General features: G+C 54.9%; 15 protein-coding genes. 7 read left to right on the forward strand and 8 right to left on the reverse strand.

Annotated features, from left to right (window positions below; genetic code table 11):
* Positions 1-106: 106 nt before the first annotated feature.
* Positions 107-1,324 (forward strand): succinyldiaminopimelate transaminase, encoded by a 1,218-nt coding sequence (gene dapC, locus Q8W32_RS10010; protein WP_305414773.1) that lies wholly within the window; start codon positions 107-109, stop codon positions 1,322-1,324.
* Positions 1,325-1,334: 10 nt separating this feature from the next.
* On the forward strand, positions 1,335-1,766 hold the full coding sequence (locus Q8W32_RS10015) for a SufE family protein (protein ID WP_305414774.1): 432 nt from the start codon (positions 1,335-1,337) through the stop codon (positions 1,764-1,766).
* Positions 1,767-2,012: 246 nt separating this feature from the next.
* Here Q8W32_RS10015 and Q8W32_RS10020 read toward each other — a convergent pair whose 3' ends face one another.
* From Q8W32_RS10020 to Q8W32_RS10035, 4 genes are all read right to left on the reverse strand, one after another.
* The gene (locus tag Q8W32_RS10020; RefSeq protein WP_305414775.1) at positions 2,013-3,044 is read right to left on the reverse strand and encodes a hypothetical protein; all 1,032 of its coding nucleotides are present in this window, start codon (positions 3,042-3,044) and stop codon (positions 2,013-2,015) included.
* Between the two features lie 445 nt (positions 3,045-3,489).
* Complete coding sequence (gene fba, locus Q8W32_RS10025; protein ID WP_303433108.1) at positions 3,490-4,554, reverse strand: class II fructose-bisphosphate aldolase; 1,065 nt, start codon at positions 4,552-4,554, stop codon at positions 3,490-3,492.
* Between the two features lie 73 nt (positions 4,555-4,627).
* Complete coding sequence (locus Q8W32_RS10030) at positions 4,628-5,788, reverse strand: phosphoglycerate kinase (RefSeq protein ID WP_303433107.1); 1,161 nt, start codon at positions 5,786-5,788, stop codon at positions 4,628-4,630.
* 98 nt (positions 5,789-5,886) lie between these two features.
* On the reverse strand, positions 5,887-6,951 hold the full coding sequence (locus Q8W32_RS10035) for a type I glyceraldehyde-3-phosphate dehydrogenase (RefSeq protein ID WP_303433106.1): 1,065 nt from the start codon (positions 6,949-6,951) through the stop codon (positions 5,887-5,889).
* A gap of 351 nt (positions 6,952-7,302) precedes the next feature.
* On the opposite strand from Q8W32_RS10035, the gene Q8W32_RS10040 reads away from it, so the two are divergent.
* From Q8W32_RS10040 to Q8W32_RS10060, 5 genes are all read left to right on the forward strand, one after another.
* Positions 7,303-8,823: an aldehyde dehydrogenase family protein gene (locus Q8W32_RS10040; RefSeq protein ID WP_303433105.1), complete on the forward strand. Its 1,521-nt coding sequence runs from the start codon at positions 7,303-7,305 to the stop codon at positions 8,821-8,823.
* 429 nt (positions 8,824-9,252) lie between these two features.
* The gene (locus Q8W32_RS10045; RefSeq protein ID WP_305414777.1) at positions 9,253-10,482 is read left to right on the forward strand and encodes a hypothetical protein; all 1,230 of its coding nucleotides are present in this window, start codon (positions 9,253-9,255) and stop codon (positions 10,480-10,482) included.
* On the forward strand, positions 10,479-11,663 hold the full coding sequence (locus tag Q8W32_RS10050) for an efflux RND transporter periplasmic adaptor subunit (protein ID WP_305414778.1): 1,185 nt from the start codon (positions 10,479-10,481) through the stop codon (positions 11,661-11,663). Before Q8W32_RS10045 ends, Q8W32_RS10050 begins: the two co-directional genes overlap by 4 nt.
* Entirely contained in the window at positions 11,663-14,716 is a 3,054-nt protein-coding gene (locus Q8W32_RS10055; protein ID WP_305414779.1) for an efflux RND transporter permease subunit, read from the forward strand. Before Q8W32_RS10050 ends, Q8W32_RS10055 begins: the two co-directional genes overlap by 1 nt.
* Complete coding sequence (locus Q8W32_RS10060; protein ID WP_303433101.1) at positions 14,713-15,042, forward strand: DUF3240 family protein; 330 nt, start codon at positions 14,713-14,715, stop codon at positions 15,040-15,042. The genes Q8W32_RS10055 and Q8W32_RS10060 overlap by 4 nt, the downstream gene beginning before the upstream one ends.
* Here Q8W32_RS10060 and Q8W32_RS10065 read toward each other — a convergent pair.
* The 4 genes from Q8W32_RS10065 to Q8W32_RS10080 all read right to left on the reverse strand — a co-directional run bounded on the left by Q8W32_RS10065 (position 15,033) and on the right by Q8W32_RS10080 (position 18,645).
* The gene (locus Q8W32_RS10065; RefSeq protein ID WP_305414780.1) at positions 15,033-16,358 is read right to left on the reverse strand and encodes a sensor histidine kinase; all 1,326 of its coding nucleotides are present in this window, start codon (positions 16,356-16,358) and stop codon (positions 15,033-15,035) included. The genes Q8W32_RS10060 and Q8W32_RS10065 overlap by 10 nt on opposite strands.
* Positions 16,358-17,026: a response regulator transcription factor gene (locus tag Q8W32_RS10070; protein ID WP_303433099.1), complete on the reverse strand. Its 669-nt coding sequence runs from the start codon at positions 17,024-17,026 to the stop codon at positions 16,358-16,360. The genes Q8W32_RS10065 and Q8W32_RS10070 overlap by 1 nt, the downstream gene beginning before the upstream one ends.
* A gap of 87 nt (positions 17,027-17,113) precedes the next feature.
* Positions 17,114-18,184, reverse strand: coding sequence for an RluA family pseudouridine synthase (locus Q8W32_RS10075; RefSeq protein WP_305414781.1), 1,071 nt, complete (start codon positions 18,182-18,184; stop codon positions 17,114-17,116).
* The gene (locus Q8W32_RS10080; protein ID WP_303433095.1) at positions 18,181-18,645 is read right to left on the reverse strand and encodes an NfeD family protein; all 465 of its coding nucleotides are present in this window, start codon (positions 18,643-18,645) and stop codon (positions 18,181-18,183) included. Before Q8W32_RS10080 ends, Q8W32_RS10075 begins: the two co-directional genes overlap by 4 nt.
* Positions 18,646-18,647 lie beyond the last annotated feature (2 nt).

Consider the following 18,647-nt stretch of genomic DNA (forward strand, 5'->3'; position numbering starts at 1 on the left):
CATACTTTTGTCATAATGACCTGCTCTTTCCGATGTCAGCAGGTATAATCACCAGCACTTTTTCACGGCAGCTGTGGCTGCCTGTCGTTGTCTTTGTTGGTGTCACATGAATCCAGACCTGAGCAAACTCCAGCCCTACCCATTCGAAAAACTGGCGAAACTGAAAGCTGCTGTCAGCCCCAATATGGCTCTGGAGCACATATCCCTGTCGATCGGCGAACCCAAACACCCTTCGCCCGTCTTTGTCCAACAGGCCATGATCGACAGCATCCGGTCACTGGAAAACTACCCCACCACCAAGGGTCTGCCAGAGCTCAGCAGTGTTTGTGCCGATTGGCTCGGCCGCCGTTTCAAGCTGAACGCCATCGACCCGGTAACCCAGGTTATTCCGGTTAACGGCACCCGCGAGGCCATTTTTGCCTTCGCCCAGGCCGCTGTGGATCGCAGCCAGCCACAGCCGCTGGTCCTGAGCCCAAATCCCTTCTATCAGATTTACGAAGGGGCAGCGTATCTGGCCGGTGCCGAGCCTTATTTTCTGCCATGTCTCGAAGCCACGGGATTTAATGCCGATTATGCATCTGTTCCGGCTGACGTTTGGCAACGTTGCCAACTGCTGTTTGTCTGCTCTCCAGGCAACCCGACCGGCTCGACCCTGAGCCTTGCCCAATACAAGGAACTGATTGCCCTGGCCGATCAGTACAACTTTATTATCGCCTCTGATGAGTGTTACTCCGAGCTCTGGGTCGATGGCAAAGAAGCTCCCGCCGGGCTGCTGCAAGCCTGCGCGGAACTGGGCCGCGACGATTACGACAAGTGTGTGGTCTTCCACTCCCTCTCCAAGCGCTCCAACCTGCCCGGCCTGCGCTCCGGTTTTATTGCCGGTGATGCCAAACTGCTGAAGCCCTTTCTGCTGTACCGCACCTACCATGGTTGCGCGCAACCCGTACAAACCCAGATGGCCGCTATTGCCGCCTGGAAAGACGAAGCTCATGTGGAAGAAAACCGCCGCCAGTACACCGAGAAATTCAAAACCTTTATCGAGATTCTCGAGCCGGTGATCGATATTCAACAAACCGATGCCAGCTTCTACTTGTGGTTAAAAACCCCGATTGCCGACGACCTGTTCGCCCAGCGCCTGTTTGCCGAGCAACACATCACGGTATTACCCGGCTCCTATATTTCCCGCACCGTCGAAGGCATTAACCCCGGCGCCGGTCGTGTTCGTATGGCTCTGGTCGCCAGCGTCGAAGAATGCCGTGAAGCCGCCCAACGTATCCGCAGCTTTATCGAAACACTGAACGCCGAGCTGGCTGAATCAGCCTGAGGAGAGCACCGTGAGCCTGACCCCGAATCCCTTCGGCAGTGAGATTACTACCGACGATATTCTTGACACCCTTGGCTTTTTTGACGATTGGGAAGAGCGCTACAAATACATCATCGAGCTTGGCAAACAATTACCGCCAATGCCCGATGACAAGAAAACCGAACAGCATCTGATTCGTGGCTGCCAGAGCCAGGTCTGGATTGACTCCGATATCATTGACGGCAAGCTGGTACTGGAAGCTGACTCCGACGCCCATATCGTCAAAGGCCTGCTTGGCGTGGTACTCAGTGCCTACAATGGCAAAACCCCGGCAGCGGCCAGCGCCTTTGATATCGACGGCTACTTTGGCGCCATTGATCTGATCAAACACTTGAGCCCCACCCGAGGTAACGGTATCCGCGCCATGGTGCAACGGATTCAAGAGATTGCGGCAGACGCCTGAGCCAGTACACATCCACAAAATCATATCGACTCGACAGACACCCTTTGCCACAAGGGGTGTCTGTCTTCTTCATGCCAACACTGGCGGCGGTGATTGCGGTGATTGCGACGGTATGGCGTATGGCATGCCTGATTATCCGCAGTAACGCCAAAACAACACCAAAACAACACCAAAACTGACTGGCCACCAGCCATTAAAAAGGGCGCCGAAGCGCCCTTTACCAATAGTCATGCTCTGCTGCGAGTATCAGTCAAGCTGATAGTCGTAGGTCATATCGTAGTCGGAGAGAACATCCACAGAAGAGCCGCCAACATCGACGGTTGTTGTCAGCGTAAAGCTCAGCGTAAAGGTCTTGCGTGTATCGGTATCGGTTAGCGTGGTGACTTCCAGATTGCTGATTTCAGAACCAGATGTCTCAAAGCTATCACTGACCCGATCTTCAATTTCAGACAGGGAATCCGGTGCCTCCAGCCCATCGATAGTAACCTCAGGAATAACCGTCGTCGTTACCCCTGACCTGAATGTACCACTGAAGGTCAGCGTCCACTCGCCATCCAGGTCACTGTCATCACCGCCAATAACGATGCCGCCGTTATCCGTACCTGCATCAATATCCATGTCGTAGTCATACACCACACCATCCACCGCCACGGTGAAAGAACCGGTGCTGAAGTTGATATCAATACTGATCAGATCCAGTACTGCATCGAAGCCATTGCCGTTGGCGCTGAACTCCGCAGTAAAAAAGTCGTAGCTGTCGGCATTCAGGCCATTGTCAGAAAACTGTTCGCTGAAATTGGCATTAACCTGCGCCTGGGCATCCTCAAGATCATCGCTGGAGAAACTGGCAGCGGCATCAGACCAGCGTTGCTGCAGCACTTCCAGGCTGATTTCACCATTGGCCAGGAACATCGCCAGTGTCGTCAACTGTGTAATGTTGGCAACGCTGTTGGCGCTTGCGGCAAACGAATACTGTACGTCCGAGCCATCATCAGGAATAGCACGCAGCAAGAAAGGGGCTGTCATGCCGGTAACGGTAATGGTGTAGCTGCCATCATCCTCGGTCGCGACATTGACCTCGGTACCACTGGCATCGGTGACATATACAAAACCGTCAATCGCCGCACCGGTGGCCGCCGTACCTTCCAGTGTTGCATCTGATGTGTTGTCGTCACTGCTGCTGCCACTACTATCGCTACCACCGCAACCAGTGATGGCCAACGTACTACTGAGCAGAGCGACAGACATCCAGCTCGTCAATGAATGTGTCCAGTTCATGATTTGATTCCTTTTTGCTAATCACAGGGTGCTTTATTTGGGCCTGGGCACCGGTAAATGGGGATATATTCCAATGTTTATGGTGGCCAAATAATAACCAGCAATTACATATCAATACAATTCATTACCAAATAAATACATTTTTATGCGTAGAGGATCACACCTTCCCCGAATTGCGGCAGGAAGAAAGCTGGCTACGGTCGTGATTGGCAGTTGCTATCGAGAGTTGTGACTGGCAGTTGTGAGGGGTAATCGACAGGAGCAATACGGGCAGTGATACAAAGCGGGAAAGATAAATATTCAGAGGACAATCATGCAAACGCCGCTGACAGTCAAGGCGCTCAAACACCCCCCTGACTGCCAGCATGGCTGCTGATATTGGCGCGCCGCAAGGATACGGCCCACCATCAGCTCATCATAAACCCAGCCAGGGCTGGGCTTCAGATCAAACGATCTTTGGATCCAGCTCACCGGTCAAATAACGCTCATACATCACATCAAGGCAATCCACCTTGATTTTGCTGGCGTTACCCGCGGTACCAAAGGCTTCGTAACGGGCGATACAAATGTCAGACATCGCAGTAACGGTTTCTTTCAGGTATTTACGTGGATCAAACTCACTCGGGTTGGCCGCCATAAAACGACGAATCGCACCCGTAGAAGCCAGACGCAGGTCGGTATCGATATTCACCTTGCGCACGCCATACTTGATACCTTCAACGATTTGCTCAACCGGCACACCGTAGGTTTCTGGAATATCACCACCAAATTCGTTGATGATGGCCAGCCATTCTTGCGGCACAGACGATGAACCGTGCATCACCAGGTGAGTGCCCGGGATACGCTGGTGAATCGCCTTGATGCGGTCGATAGCCAGAATGTCATCTGTTGGTGGACGCGTAAATTTGTAGGCACCGTGTGAAGTACCACAGGCGATAGCCAGAGCATCCACGCCAGTTTGCTTGACAAAATCGGCAGCTTCTTCCGGATCGGTCAGCATCTGGTCGTGGCTCAGAATACCTTCTGCGCCAATACCGTCTTCTTCACCGGCCTGACCGGTTTCGAGAGAACCCAGACAACCCAGCTCACCTTCTACAGAAACACCACACGCATGCGCCATTTCAACGGTACGACGGGTAACGTCAACGTTGTATTCATAGCTGGTGGGGGTTTTGCCGTCTGTACCCAGCGAGCCGTCCATCATCACGGAGCTGAAGCCCAGTTGAATGGAGCGCTGACATACGTCTGGCGAGGTGCCGTGATCCTGGTGCATACACACCGGAATGTGTGGAAATTCTTCCACCGCGGCCAGAATCAGGTGGCGCAAGAAAGGAGCACCTGCGTATTTACGTGCACCGGCCGATGCCTGCACGATCACTGGCGAATCGGTTTTGTCGGCGGCCATCATGATGGCGCGCATTTGTTCCAGGTTGTTGACGTTGAACGCAGGTACGCCGTAGCCGAATTCGGCGGCGTGATCCAGCATCTGACGCATACTGATAAGTGCCATAAATTACTATCCTTCTAACTGATTATGCTGACTGACCTGCACATCAGGTCAGTCCGTTTATATGTTGTGATTCTTATTTGGCGCGTTGTTCCAGTACCGCAACCGCAGGCAGTACTTTTCCTTCAACAAATTCCAGGAAAGCGCCGCCACCAGTGGAGATATAAGACACCTTATCGGCAATGCCGTATTTATCAACAGCTGCCAGGGTATCGCCACCACCGGCAATCGAGAAAGCATCGGATTCTGCAATGGCCAATGACAGGGCTTTGGTACCTTCACCAAACTGGTCGAATTCGAAAACGCCCACCGGACCATTCCAGATAATAGTACCGGCCTGTTTCAGTTGTTCGGCCAAAGCGGCGGCAGAATCCGGGCCAATATCAAAAATCATATCGTCTTCGGTGACATCCGCCGCCGGTTTTAATGTAGCAGCGGCGGTTTCAGAGAATTCTTTACCACATACCACGTCGCTAGGTACCGGGATGGAAACTTTTTCCATCAGAGCCTTGGCGGCTGGAATCAGTTCGTCTTCACACAGTGATTTACCCACCGGCTGACCAGCAGCGGCGAGGAAGGTATTGGCGATGCCACCACCCACAATAATTTGATCGCAAATATCTGACAGGCTCTCCAGCACTTGCAGCTTGGTTGACACCTTGGAGCCACCGACAATGGCCACTAACGGGCGTGCGGGTGTTGCCAATGCCTTGCCCAGTGCATCCAGTTCTGCCGCCAGCAATGGCCCTGCGCAAGCAACCGGAGCAAATTTTGCCACGCCATGGGTCGAGGCCTGGGCACGGTGAGCAGTACCAAACGCATCCATTACAAACACATCACACAACGCCGCATAGGCTTGTGCCAGCGTATCGACATCTTTCTTTTCGCCCGGATTAAAACGGACGTTTTCCAACAGCACCAGCTCACCTTCCGCAACATCAACCCCGTTGGCAAAATCCTTCACCACCGTGACATCGCGTTCCAACAGACCCGACAAGTGGTCTGCCACTGGCTGCATGGAAAATTCTTCTTCGTAAACGCCTTCCGTCGGGCGACCCAGGTGGGACATCACAATGACGCGAGCACCAGCGGCCAGGGCAAGCTGAATGGTGGGCAAAGAGGCACGGATACGCGCATCGGAGGTCACTTTGCCTGCTTTAACAGGCACATTCAGATCTTCACGAATCAGAACGCGCTTTCCCTTCAAATCCAGATCGGTCATTTTGATCACAGACATTGTGGCTTTCCTCATATGTGTTGCAGGCGTCGCAAGCGCCCTGACTGTTTTTGTTAGTAATTACTTGTGTATTGACCCAACGCGGTGACCTCGCGGATTCACATGGAACCCGCTACGGTATCACCTGCTCCGGATATTGTTGCCAAGCCTGGCGCCTGTTTCATATACAGCGCCGTATCCAGCATGCGGTTGGCGAATCCCCATTCATTATCAAACCACAGCAGCAACTTCAGCATTGAACCGGCGCTGACCCGAGTCTGGGTCGCATCAACAATGCAGGAACGTGGGTCATGGTTAAAATCAATCGAAGCATGCGGCTCGTACGTCACACCCAGCAGGCCACGAAATACACCATTGGCAGCGGATTGTATCAGTTCGTTAACGGCCTGTGCGCTGGTGTCGCACTTGAGCTGCAAGCTGACGTCCAGAGCGGACACATTGATGGTTGGGACGCGCAAATGCAGACTTTCCAGTTTGCCTGTCAACGCTGGCATCAGCCGGGCCACCCCTCTTGGCAAGCCGGTATCAACCGGAATAATGCTTTGTCCCGCAGACCGGGTACGGCGCAGATCCGAGGAGTAAGCATCGATCACCGGCTGATCGTTCATGGCCGAGTGGATGGTGGTCGTCACCCCCCGTTCGATGCCGAAGGCTTCTTCCAACAAGGTCAGTATCGGCACCAGACAGTTGGTAGAACACGAGCTGTTGGAAATAATACGCTGCTCTGGGCGAATATCCGTGTGGTTGATGCCGTACACAATGGTGTTGTCGACGGCGCTGTCAGCCGGATTGGAAATCAGTACCTTGCCTGCACCACTGAGCAGATGCGCTTCGGCGTCGGCCCGGGTGCGAATCTGGCCACTGCATTCCAGCACAATATCCACCTGGCACTCGGACCAGTCCAGCCGTGATGGACTGGATTCGTGGTACAGATGTACCAGATCGCCATTGATCCGCAGACAATTATCCGCCTCGACCACCACCTCGCCCGGAAAGCGGCCGTGGGTGCTGTCGTAACGCAGCATATAACTGACAGAGTCGATATCCGCCAATTCATTAATGGCCACAATCTGCAGTTGGGGGTGGTAACGATTTTCATAAAGCGCCCGGAGAACCGAGCGGCCGATACGGCCGAAACCGTTAATGGCGATGCGGGTAGTCATAGAATCCGACAGAGTCAGTCAATATCAGGGAGCGCTATTCTCCGGTAATTGCCATTCAGTAGCAAATCCACCAAGGCGCATGTCAGGCCGTTCTATTCAGTATGGCTTACCACTCAGGCCACCTCTCGTCGCGCCACTATTCACCCACTCTCAGAATCTTGCCTGCATGCGCCAGGATGGCATCCCAGAGAACTAGTACCAAGGTAGTGCCTTTTTAAACAGGGATGGTCAATGACGGCATGCCAGAGCTTCCAGCAAACTGACAGCGTTCCGATTGATTCAGGTCAGCGTGTACTGCCCCTTGAACAATAAACTCTGTTTGCGATAACAATAATTCCCCGGAGAACTAACATGATCTACGCAAATCCCGGCCAAGACGGCTCAGTAGTTACCTTCAAAGAACGTTACGGCAACTTCATCGGCGGCCAATGGGTCGAGCCTGTTAACGGCCGTTACCTGGACAACATCAGCCCAATCAACGGTCAGGTATTCTGTCAGGTTCCCCGCTCCGACGAAGACGATATCAACCTGGCTCTGGATGCTGCTCACGCTGCCAAAGAAGCCTGGGGCAAAACATCCGTTACTGCACGCTCCAACGTGTTGTTGAAAATCGCCGATCGCATTGAAGCCAACCTCGAAAAGCTGGCCGTTGCAGAAACCTGGGACAACGGTAAGGCAGTACGTGAAACACTGGCAGCAGACGTGCCATTGGCCGCTGACCACTTCCGCTACTTCGCCGGCTGTCTCCGCGCCCAGGAAGGCACCATCGGTGATATCGACGAACACACCGTGGCTTATCATTTCCACGAGCCACTGGGTGTCGTTGGTCAGATCATCCCATGGAACTTCCCGCTGCTGATGGCTGCCTGGAAAATGGCTCCCGCATTGGCCGCTGGTAACTGTATCGTCCTGAAGCCAGCCGAACAAACCCCGGCTTCCATCCTGGTTCTGATGGAATGTATTGGCGACTTGCTGCCACCAGGTACCCTGAACATCGTTAACGGTATCGGTGCCGAAGCAGGCCAGGCTCTGGCCACCTCAACCCGTATCGCCAAAATCGCGTTCACCGGTTCTACCCCAGTCGGTTCCCACATTCTGAAATGTGCGGCTGAAAACATCATTCCGTCAACGGTTGAACTGGGTGGTAAATCACCTAACGTTTACTTCGCCGACGTGATGGATCACGAAGACAGCTTCGTCAGCAAATGTGTTGAAGGTGCGGTACTGGCATTCTTCAACCAGGGTGAAATCTGTACTTGCCCAAGCCGTCTGCTGATCCAGGAAAGCATTTACGAACAATTTATTGGCAAAGTCATCGAGCGTATTGCCCAGATCAAACGTGGCAACCCGCTGGATACCGATACCATGGTTGGTGCACAGGCATCACAACAGCAGTATGAAAAAATCATGAGCTACCTGGATATCGGCCGTGATGAAGGTGCAGAAGTACTGGTGGGTGGTTCTGCAGAAACCTTGGCTGACGATCTTGGCACTGGCTACTACATTCAGCCAACGCTGATGAAAGGCAACAACAAGATGCGTATTTTCCAGGAAGAAATCTTTGGACCAGTGGTTGCAGTAACCACCTTTAAAGACGAAGCCGAAGCACTGGAAATTGCCAACGATACCGAGTTTGGTCTGGGTGCCGGTGTCTGGTCCCGCGACATGAACGTAGCGTACCGTATGGGTCGTGGCATTCAGGCTGGTCGGGTCTGGACCAACTGCTACCACGCTTACCCTGCTCACGCTGCCTTCGGTGGTTACAAAAAATCTGGTGTTGGCCGTGAAACCCACAAAATGATGCTGGATCACTACCAACAAACCAAAAACCTGCTGGTCAGCTACAGCACTGATCCACTGGGTTTCTTCTAAGCCCGGAACCGATCAGCCGGCAACCAGTACGGGCAGATTGACAGATCTGCCCGTACTGTTCGACAACGATCAGACTGCACATCGTTTAGCGTATTGTTCAGACCTCAACCTCTCGTTCAGAGAGGCCTGTTGGCGTTTTATACGCCTTTCCGCTGCCCTCCGTGGCAGCGGTTTTTTCTCTCCTCTTGTATGATCAGCGCCACAAACTGCCTCGATACAAGCCAGCCTGACTGGTCGACCTGAGTTGACCACACCTCATTCAACCAGCACGCACCTGAACCGGTTAACCTATCGACGGATATCTGCCGGTGATGATGCCGGTGACCTTTTCACCCCTCTGCCTCCCAGATTTGCCGCCCCTCCGGTGATATTCAGTTTCAGTTCAGCCTCCCCTTGTAATCTCTTGTGATCAATCAAGGAGATTCCGCCATGATCAGGCAACCCCAACCAGAGCAAGCAGCTGGCCGCTCAGCCTGCCCAAAGGCCGTACAACAGCTGCTGTACCTGCTGCTACTAACAGCCACCAGCCAAGCTGACGCCACCCCTTCATTTACCGCCGCACTGGAAGCCAGCTGGCAAGCCACTCCAGAGCAACAAGCCCTGCGCGCCACGCAAACACTGTATCAACAACGTCGCCCAGACTGGTTAACCAGTGCGCCAGAGCTGGCTGTCGATTACACCCAGGGAGATCCGGCCGCCGCTATCGGTTCCGAATGGCAGTTAAGCCTGAGTGCAACACTCAGCAAACCCAACCAATATCACACCCGCAGCCAACTCAACCAGACCTCAGCCCGATTGATCCACACGGAACGGGACTATCAACGCTGGCTTTGGTCGGGGCGATTACAAAACTGGTGGTGGCAATGGCAACAGCTATCGCTACAGCAACAGCGAAATGCCAAGCGTCTGAGCGCAATGACCCAGCAACTCGACTGGTTGCAATTGCTGATTCGTCAAGGTGAACGCCCGGCCGCGGATCGCCTGCCCTTGCAGCAAACCTTGCAGCAATTAAAAGCCAGCCAGCTAACCTTGCAAAGCCAGCAACACGACTTATCCATCCAGTTTCGCCAGTGGACAGGCCAGGAAGATCTGCCGGACGATTGGCAGTTTTCCGCCGCTGCGGCACAACCACTGGAGCAACACCCGCTGCTGCGTTTCCAGATAGAGCAACGCCAATACGCACTGCTTAACCAGTCTCTCAGCCGTCAACAGGCACTGACACCCAGTGTCTCTGTAGGCGTCAAGCATCTTGCCGCGACCTCGGATACCCCCACCAGTGATTTGCTTGTGCTGGGACTCAGCCTGCCTCTGGGCAGCGATGGTTACCAGAGCCAACGGGCGCAATGGCGTGAGGTGGCACAACAACAGCGGGCCGAACGGGATGTTCGCCAACAACTACAACGCCAGCAACAGGTGCTGGCCAGCCAGTTACCCGCTCTGGCTCAACGGGTAGCCGAGCTGCAGCAATTGAGCGCCGACGCCAGCCAGCAGTACAACGCCCAGTACCGGGCCTGGCAGCAAGGGCAACTGTCAGGGCTGGCCTGGCTACAGGTGCAAAACAGTATCTGGCAACTGCAGCAACAGGCTGACAAAGCCCGCCTTACTTACCAACAAGCCATCAGTGACTGGAACCAACTTCAGGGGGTGATACCACAATGACGTTTTTGAATATGTTGTCTGGCCATTCGAGCCAAGATCAATCCGCACACTGCCGAGTGGACAACACACCACAACAGCAGGTTAATCTGGCATCCGCCACACTGATCGTTACCCTGACCAGTATCCTCGCCCTGCCGCTGCTAACGTATCGGGCCGAGGCATTACCTCTCGATAGCACCGAACAGCAACGACTCGGGGTCGAATTCAGCACCCTGACAACCCAGGCCCAACTGCCACTGGCGGTGTTGCCTGGCAGTACCGCTGTCAGTGACCACCAGCGCCTGCAACTGATAATGCCATTCGAAACCCGGATCGAGCAGTGGCTACAACCCTCCGGCCAGCATCTCAATGCCGGTCAGCCGCTATTACAACTGCACAGCCACGAAATACAGGCGTTTATCCAGAATCATCAACGCCAGCAACAAACCGCCCGGCTGTGCCAACAGCGACTGACCTATCTGCAAGATCGCCAGCGCAGCGGCCTGAGCACCCGCCTTGATATCGAAGAAAAATCCCTCGAATGCCAGCAACTGAGCGACAGCGTCAGCAGCAACCAACAGGTGCTGACCCATTTGCCATCCGCATGGCTGAACACTCACGACGCCGAGTTTACCCTTAACAGCCGCAGCTCAGGCTGGTTGATCCGGCTGAATCAACAGACAGGGCAAATCGCCAGCCCAGGCACAAGTCTGGCGGAATTCTGGCCAGACAGCGCCCTGGCGATCCTGGTTGAGGTACCGATCCGGCTGGCCCAACAGCTCCAGCCTGGACAGTCGTTAGCGGTACGTCCTGTCGGCTCCGACGACCCCAGCGTGACCGACACCCACACCGCAACAGTGCAGCGTATTGAGCAAGGCATCAGCATCACGGGTCAGCAACAGGTCTGGCTGCAACTACAAACAGGACAACCGGTTCCCGGACAACGCTGGCAAGTCACCATTCCGTCGGCGCAGTCCGGCTGGGCGATTCCTGCCTCTGCCCGAGTCCGGGCTCAGGGCCAATCCTGGGTATTCCTACAACAGCATCATGAGATCAAACCGCTGGCGGTCAAGCCCATCGCCGAAGGCGGCGGCTACTTGCTAATCCCGGCCGCGACCTTGCCCCGGCAGCCAACACTGGCTACCCGCGGCACGGCGGCCCTGATGTCTTATTGGCAAGCCAGTAGTGAGGAGGACAAATAATGCTGTCGCACTGGATTCAAACGGTTCTGATGCAGCGGATACTGATTCTGGTGATCAGTTTCGGCATCTTGGCCGCAGGGGTAGTCAGCTATCAGAACCTGAGGATTGACGCCTTTCCGGAAATATCTCCAACCCAGGTCAAGATCATCCTCAAGGCTCCGGGATTACCACCAGAAGAGCTGGAAACCCGCGTAACCCGCAAGATCGAAGTTGAATTACTCGGTATTCCAAACCAGTCGATCCTGCGTTCCGTCGTAAAATACGGCCTGACCGATATTACCGTCGACTTTGCCGATGGCACCGATATTTACTGGGCACGCCAGCAGGTATCCGAACGCCTGGCCGCTGTCTGGCCTGAGCTGCCAGCCGACATCAGTGGCGGAATTGCCCCCATGAGCACCCCATTGGGCGAACTGTATATGTTTACCCTCGACGGGCCACAGTCGCTGGCCGAAAAACGCCGTATTCTCGACTGGCAAATCCGGCCCCTGTTACGCACGGTACCCGGTGTCGCCGATATCAATGCCCTGGGTGGCAAGGTTGAAGCCTGGGCTGTGATTCCCGATATGGCAGCCCTGGCACAGGCCGATCTGACTCTGGCCGACTTGCAACACTTTCTGCAACAGAACAACCGCAATGACGGCGCCGGACGGCTGGAAGACGGCGAAGAAGCCATTCTGGTCAGTAGCACCGGCCGCATCACCACGCGGAATGACCTCGCGAATCGCGTCCTGGTCTATCGTAACGGCAGCCCGGTACGCCTCAGTGACGTTGCCACTGTCCAGCTCGATAGCCTGACCCGCTATGGCGGTGTTACCGACAGTGGTCAGGGCGAAACCGTCGAAGCTCTGGTCGTGGCTTTAAAAAATGCCAATGCCCGCCAAGTAATCCAGGGAGTCCAACAAGCTCTCGACACCCTCAACCTGCCAGCCGGAATGGAGATTGGGGTCTTTTACGACCGCAGCAACCTGACCCAGCGGGCCGTTGGTACCGTCACCGAAGCGTTATGGATCGCCGTAGTACTGGTGATTGTTTTGCTCGGGCTGTTTATTGGTAATGTCCGTACGGCACTGGTAGTGGCTGTGAACCTGCCAATGTCAGCGCTGATGACGTTTATCATCATGGACAAACTCGGCATGAGCGCCAACCTGATGAGTCTCGGCGGACTGGCGATTGCCATTGGTATGCTGGTCGATGGCTCCGTTGTGGTGGTTGAAAACACCGTAACCCGCTTGCAAACCAGTCATGCCGGTTTGCCCCGCCTGAATGTGATCTTCCGGGCGATTCACGAAGTGGCTGTCCCCATTGTGTCCGGCACCCTGATTATCCTGCTGGTGTTTTCACCACTGGTGACCTTGCAAGGTCTGGAAGGCAAGCTGTTTGCTCCGGTGGCGCTGACCATTATGTTCGCCCTGGCAAGCAGTTTACTGGTATCCCTGACCCTGATTCCGGTACTGACCAGCTGGCTGATCCAGGCCGACAAGGTAACCACCCCGCGATGGGTATCTGGCTTGCAGTCGGCCTATCGCCACTCACTCGAACGGACGTTAGCCAACCCATGGCCAATGCTCACAGGGCTGGCTCTGGCCGTGGTGGCCAGTCTGGTGGCTTTCACTCAGACCGGTAAAGCATTTATGCCTGAGATGGATGAAGGAGACCTGATCGTACAGCTGGAAAAAATTCCGACCATCAATCTGGAGGCTTCGCTGGCCATTGATACCCAGGTCGAAAAAGCCTTGCTGGCAGCGGTGCCGGATATCCAGCGCATTGTTGCCCGCGCCGGCTCTGACGATCTTGGCATGGACCCGATGGGACTCAACGAGACCGATATGTTTTTGCAGCTCAAGCCCGTCGAACAATGGCAAGCCAATAGCAAGGCAGAGCTGAGAGAACAGATTCGTACCATTCTGGAACAGTTTCCCGGTTTGAACTACGGCTTTACCCAACCGATTGATATGCGAGTGTCCGAGATGATTTCCGGTTCTCGCGGCGACCTGGCCATCAAGTTGTTTGGTGCAGACTTGTCACAACTGCAAGCGGTCTCCGAACGCATTGCCAGCCTGATGAAATCCCTGCCAGGTACAGCAGAAGTCATGCTGAACCAGGCGGATGGCATGCACTATCTGACCATTACCCCGGATGCGACCCGTATCCAGCAGCTGGCATTGACCGTTAATGAAGTCCAACAATCTCTGCGGGCCGCTCTGGAAGGTATCAGGGCTGGAGAAGTGATTTACCCGGACAGGCAAGTACCCTTGCTGCTCCGCCATCCGCGCCCGGCACAAATCAGTGCCCTGCTGAACGAACACTGGCTGGTCACTCCCGCGGGGGATGCCGTACCGCTGGCGGAACTGGTCAACGCCACCGAAACACCCGGCCCGGTGTTGGTGAAACGGGAAAATGGTCAGCGTTTTGCTGTCGTCACCGTCAATGTCGAAGGCATCGCCCTCAGCGACTATGTCGCCGCCGCACAACTGGCTGTCAGCCAACACATCGACCTGCCCGGCGGCTACTACCTCAACTGGGGAGGTGAATTTGAAAACCAGCAACGGGCCAATACTCGTCTGGCAGTCATGGTTCCGGTAGCCATTGCACTGGTTTTACTGGTGCTGTTTACCACCTTTGGCCGCATCAACGAGGCTCTCCTGATCCTGTGTAATATCCCGTTTGCCCTGATCGGTGGAGTGCTGGCGCTCTGGCTCAGTGGCGAGTACTTATCGGTACCGGCATCTGTCGGCTTTATTGCCTTGTTAGGTATTGCCGTTATGAATGGTGTCGTGCTGGTTGATCAGTTCCAGCATTTACAGGCACTGGGCCAGCGCGGACTGGCGATGATTCTGGAGGCGGCAGCCGGACGGCTGCGGCCGGTATTGATGACCGCCAGCACCGGTGCGGTTGGTTTGCTGCCGTTGTTATTTGCTACTGGGCCGGGCAGTGAAATCCAGAAGCCATTGGCCATTGTAGTTATCGGCGGTCTGGTCACATCGACGCTACTGACCCTGTATGTTCTGCCACTGCTTTATCGCCGTTTTATTCTGGAGGCCACCCAATGAGTGCAACCGAGACCAACACACAACCACACACCTTGCTGACCCTGTCACTGCCACCCCGACAGGCCGATGTAGTGACCGACTGGTTACTGCAACAGGGATTACCCGGCTTCAGCTCCTGGACCGGTTGGGGCCATAGCAACCGCCTTGACCAGCTTTCCATCAGTGAGCAGATTCAGGGAAAACAAAACCGTACGTTCATCAGCCTGCATCTGAGCGAGCCACAATACCAGGCAGTCCTGGAGAATTTGCGCCAGAGGTTCAGTAGTTTTGATATTCACTATTGGGTACAAGCACTGCTGGCCAGTGGTCGTCTGACTCAGCGGTAATCCGGATTAAGAGGCAAGGACAGACGGACAATCAATCCAGCTTCAGCGCCGTTTTCAAACCGGATCCGGCCCTGATACTGCTCAACAATATCCGCCACAATAGCCAGCCCCAAGCCGAAACCCGGGCCACTTTCATCCCCCCGAACCCCAGGCTGATGCAATACCGTCAATTGCTCCGGTGCAACGCCGGGGCCATTGTCGGTAATCGTCAGCTGCAATTGCCCATCAATTTCGGCGGCCTGTACGTCAACAGTGGTGGAGGTCCATTTACAGGCGTTATCCACCAGATTCCCCAACAGTTCAAACATATCTTCCCGATCACCGGGAAAAGGCAACGCCGCTGGTAATTGCTGGCGAATAATCACCTCGGGATACAACTTGGCCATGCTTTGACAAAGCTGCTGCAGCAGCTCCGTCAGATCAATTTGCGGTGCCCGACTCATCAACCCGGCGATTCTGGCCCGTTTCATTTCATTATCGATCATATGGTTCATCTGTTCGATTTGCTGCAGAGAAATATGCCAGTCCCCTTCCGGCTGACCGCGGGCGACATCGTTGAGGCGATTGTTTAACACCGCCAACGGCGTTTTTAACGAATGCGACAGATTACCGCTGGCCATACGAGCACGTAACAAACGTTCGCGGGTCCGTTCACCCAGCCGGTTGATTTCATCCACCAGAGGTTCCAGCTCCTGCATTTCGGGTGCTTCCAGGTGATCCCGTTCCTGCCGTGCCAACTGGCGCAATTGCTGCTGGATCTGTTCAAAGGGCAATAACGCCTCGTTGAGTTGACGGCGCTGCCAGACAAAAATAGCCGCCATCAGTACACTCAGCAACAGCAGCAAGGTTACAAACGCCTGTACAAATACGTCCATAATAGGGAGGAAATCTTCTGCGATCTGCAGCTCTACCTGCCGCTGCCCCACCGTCAGCGACTGGCTCATCACGTACAGGTTTTGCTCCGGTATGACCTGCTGCCAGCTCCACAAGGTCTCTCCCGCCAGGCGTTGCATTTCCAGCGCCCGATCACCCAACGAAGGCGACTTCAGTTGCTGGCCATTCCAGTTCACCTGGTAATAATGGCCGGATTCCAGGGCAACAAAGATAGGCGGTAAAATATGTTCATCAATATCCATGCGGTCGTCGTGCCAGTGAATCTCCTGCAACAACAGGTCTCGATCATGCTCCAGCCGGGTTTTGAAATAATCGGTAGCGGATACAAACAGCGCGATAGCAGTGGCAGTGGCAATCAGTACGATGATCACCAACTGCCCCACCAGCAAAGAGCGGAACAACCGGGCCGACAAGGACCACATTAGCGTTTCCCCATCAAGTAACCCTGACCCCGATAGGTGTGGATACGTTGCTGGCCGATTTTCTTGCGCAAGCGGCGGATATAGACCTCCACCAGATTTTCATTCTTTTCTTCTTGCCAGTCGTAGGTTGTATCCAGCAGCTGCTGCTTGGAGACAATTTGCCCGGCTTTTTGCATCAACAAACGCAACATGGCGAACTCGGTGGCGGTCAGGCTTGCACACATGCCAGCACCATCAGAGACCTGCTGTTTGGTTTCATCCAGAATCAGACCATCCACCACCAGCTGAATTTGCCCCTGTTGCTCAACCCGACGCCGTAATGCTTCGAGCCGCGCCAGTAGCTCTTCACTCTGGAACGGCTTGCCAAGGTAATCGTCAGCCCCGGCATTCAAACCATCAACCCGCTCCTGCCAACTGTTACGCGCAGTCAGAATCAGTACCGGTGTGCTGATCCCTTGACGACGCCAGCCAGCCAGTACTTCCAGGCCCGACAGATAGGGCAAACCCAGGTCGAGTACCACACACCCGATAACATCCTGATGCTCCGGTAAATACCGGGCAGCCCAGTCCCCCCGCTCCAGATACTCAACACCATAACCAGCCTTACTGAGATAACGTCCAACATCCCGACTGAGCTGGGGATCATCTTCAACCAACAGAATATTCAACAACAACCTCCAACCCCGCTGACGCCAGACCACCTGCAGCCAGAGTCAGTAAACAACCACTAATCCAGAAACCAAGACTAACATATGTCAGAGGGGCGGTTGGCTCCGGGTACGCTTCAACCACTCCTGCACCCAGGCTGGCCACTGCTCCGACAACTGATCATCCTGAATATCGAACCGCTGGCCATAAGCATTCAATTCAATCTGCCAGGCGTGTAACAAATGATGGGATGCACCCAAATCAGCAATCTCTGCCGGGGTTAGCGCCTGCTGCAGGCGCTGTAGATAATAGCGGCCGCCGTGGGCGTAAATCTTGTCGGCCACGATCGGATGTCCCAATGCTGCCAGCTGCGCCCGCAACTGGTGTTTACGGCCGCTTTTTAATTCGCATTGCACCAGCGTCATCCCGGCCTGACTGGCCAGACACTGAAACAGGGTGCGACTGAGTTTGGCCGCACCAACGCAGGCATTCTGATCCTGCTCAGGGTCCACCACGTGCATCTGACAACGAATGGGACTGTCACGTCGTTCCGCCAGATAACATTCAAAATCCAGCTGCTGCCAATCCGGCTGGCCATACACCAGCGCCAGATAACACTTGCGTTGCAGCAGACGGTCAAAGCGTTTTTTCCAACGTTTGTTGGCGGCGGAATGCTTGGCCAGGACCAGAATGCCCGATGTCTCCGCATCCAGCCGGTGCAGCAAGTGTGCTTCGGTCGCCGGACTTTGACGGCGCACCAGATTGATCAAGGTATCGTAGGTATTGCGGGTGGTACGAGACACCGCCAAGCCGGGAGGCTTGTGCACCGCCATCAACTCATGGCTTTGCCACAGCAATTGCCAGCCCGTATCGGCCGGGCCTTCCTGATGCCCGGGCAACCAGAAGGCAAATCCTTGCCCTGCCCTCAATACCAACGAGGCATCGTGGCAGCGCTGCCCGTCAACCAAGATCTCGCCCCGGTCGAGCGATGCAGCCAACGACAGTCCATCGCGACGCTCACACCAGTGAGGCCACAGGGTGGCCAAGGGCTGATCATCGAAGCACTGCCCTGTCAGCCAGAAACCATCTGCGTCAAACCCTGTGTTGTCGGATGCCGTGCTGTTGATCGTTGTACTGCCAGGCCCGGTGTCAGACGCTGCCGCTCTGGACAGGCTCAAGCATCCTGCTCCAATGCCTCAACCCACAACACCCCGACATCCACCCGTATCACCTTGACGGTGGTTCCGGCCGCCAGCGGCTGTTGGCTTTTGAGTTTCCAGTCAATGCCGGAATAACGATGGCTGCTGTTGCCGCTGAGATCCACATCCTGCTCCAGCACAAACGCATCACGAGCAAAGTCGCTGTTGACCGGGGTGATTTGCTGTTCGTTTTGTAATCGCTTCAAGGGCCGCCACAATGCCAGAGCAAAGCCGCAAGTCAGCGCAGCATTGCTCCATAACGCCGAAGTCGGCGTTTCCGGCAGCAGACCAACCAGCATCAGCAAGCCCGATACCACCAGCGACAAGCCCAGAAAAAACAGCACCAGCGAGGCAAAACCCAGGATGGCGACTTCAACGATCAAAGCCAGAATCCCCGCCACCAGCAAAGCCTGGGGAAGGTGTGACAACAGGTAGCTCATGA

The sequence above is a fragment of the Oceanobacter sp. 3_MG-2023 genome, from assembly GCF_030688925.1.
Lineage (GTDB): Bacteria > Pseudomonadota > Gammaproteobacteria > Pseudomonadales > Oceanobacteraceae > Oceanobacter.